The following is a 1973-nucleotide window of genomic DNA, read 5'->3' on the forward strand; positions in this document are numbered from 1 at the left end:
CCCCAGAGGAGGAACTCGATGGCGTGGTATCCCGCCGAGACGTTCTCCTCGCCGCCCTGCTCGTTCAGGTCGAGGATGAGCTGCTGGTCGATGGTCGGGAAGTCCTCGGGGCGGTTGATGATGCCCGCGTCCGAGTCGCCCTCGACGTAGTCGATGTACGCCTCGTCGAGTGGCCAGGCGTTCAGCAGTCCCTCCGGACCGTCGGCATCGTCGATCGGGCCGTTGGCGAAGCGATACGCCTCGGTCTGGCCGTAGGGCTCACGAGCTGTCAACCAGGCCTCCTTGGCGGCTTCCAGTCCAGCCTCGGATGGCGCCTCGACGAAGGCGTCGATGGCCTGATCGAGCTCGACGGCCGCGTCGTACGAGTCCTGGTAGGACGCCGCGACGATATCGGCGTAGGCCGAGACCGCCTCAGCGCGCGCCGCATCATCACCGGACGACGCACATCCGGCGACGACGAGAGGCAGGGCGAACGCAGCCACAAGGAGGCCGCGATGTGAGAACATGTTCATTGGGCTCGTTGGGTCTGTACCCACAGTATCGGCATGTCTCCCTTGTACGTACACACGAAAGTCTGGCACATACGAGAACGGCCTCAAGGGTTCTGAACCCTCCGCCCAGCACGTCCGTCACTGCCCGCTGGCGCAGCACGCCGCCAGCAGGCATGCACTCACGCCGGCGTCCCTCTACCCAGCTCCGCCAGTGGAGCCGCTTCTGGCACCACCGGCAAGCCGACGCCGTGATCCACTATCCGCTGGCGGTCGCAGCGTGGCGGCGCAGGTCGTCCAAGGACACCACCCCGAGCGCCTTCTCGTGCGTCGCCTCCAGCACGACGGGCGGCGCCACACCAGCATCCAGGGCTTCACGCCAGCGGCTAACGCACAGGCACCACCGGTCGCCGGGCCGGAGGCCCGGGAAGCGGTACTCCGGCCGAGGCGACGAGAGGTCATTACCTCGACTCTTGGTGTAGGCCAGGAAGTCCGCCGTCATAACGGCGCAGACGACGTGCGTGCCGAAGTCGTTGGGCCCCGTCTCGCAGCAGCCGTCTCGGTAGAAGCCCGTCAGCGGGTCGCGGCCGCACTCCTGGAGCGGTCCGCCGAGGACATTCGTGGAGGGGACGACCTGCATGGGGAGGCTAGGCGATAGGCTCGGAAACATCGCGCGACGGCCACCGGATGCCCTCCGGGCCCGCCTGAACCCAGATCTGGAGGGAACGCCAGCGGGATGCCTCTCCGTTTCCAGTCTCCTCTCTCACTCGCCCCTCTCTGATGTCCGACACCTCCATCGACGACTGGCTCGACCAAACCTCCATCGACACCGACAACATTCCCGACGACTACGCCGACAAGTACACCGACCCCGAGCTCCGCTGGCGCCTCAAGGAAGCGATCCAGGCGAGCGGCAAAGGCGGCGGCGAGGGCGAGTGGTCGGCGCGGAAGGCGCAGCTTCTGACCCAGGAATATGAGCGCCGGGGCGGCGGCTACACCGGCGACAAGGACGCCGACCAGAAGAGCCTGGAGGCGTGGACCGAGCAGGACTGGCAGACCGCCAGCGGAGAGGCGGCGTCCGACGGCGACCACATGAGCCGCTACCTGCCGCGCGACGCATGGGCGCTGCTCACCGACGACGCCCGCGAGGAGGCTGAGCAGACCAAGAAAGATGCGAGCGACGACGGCGACCAATACGCCGACTGGCCCGAGGCCGTCCAGCGCGTGATGACCGAACTCGGCTACGTCGATGGCGGCGACGGTCTCACGAAAGAGATGCTCTACGAACGAGCCCAGGAGCTGGACATCGACGGACGGTCCGACATGACCAAGGACGACCTCAAAGACGCTATCCTCGACGCGTACCGAGATGCGCACGGCGAGCCCACCAAGGACGAGTTGCTGTCCCGCGCGCAAGCGCTCGACATCGACGGTCGCTCCAGCATGACCAAGAGCGAACTCCAGCAGGCCATCGCGGGCGCCACG

3 protein-coding genes are annotated in these 1973 nt (G+C 67.0%); 1 reads left to right on the forward strand and 2 read right to left on the reverse strand.

The window, feature by feature from the left end; all coding sequences use genetic code 11:
* Both AAGI91_17725 and AAGI91_17730 read right to left on the reverse strand, forming a co-directional pair.
* Nucleotides 1-506, reverse strand: a 506-nt coding sequence (locus AAGI91_17725) for an imelysin family protein (protein MEM1044453.1), incomplete at its 3' end; no start/stop codon positions are given.
* Between the two features lie 241 nt (nucleotides 507-747).
* Complete coding sequence (locus AAGI91_17730; protein ID MEM1044454.1) at nucleotides 748-1128, reverse strand: DUF2237 domain-containing protein; 381 nt, start codon at nucleotides 1126-1128, stop codon at nucleotides 748-750.
* Nucleotides 1129-1268: 140 nt separating this feature from the next.
* Here AAGI91_17730 and AAGI91_17735 point away from each other — a divergent pair.
* Nucleotides 1269-1973: hypothetical protein (locus AAGI91_17735; protein MEM1044455.1), on the forward strand; the 705-nt coding region annotated here is incomplete at its 3' end.

This window comes from Bacteroidota bacterium, assembly GCA_038746285.1.
GTDB lineage: Bacteria > Bacteroidota > Rhodothermia > Rhodothermales > JANQRZ01 > JANQRZ01.

What these genes read in the sequence shown, in the direction of transcription:
- AAGI91_17730 (MEM1044454.1), bottom strand. Translation starts at nt 1,128, where the DNA reads ATGCAGGTCGTCCCCTCCACGAATGTCCTCGGCGGACCGCTCCAGGAG.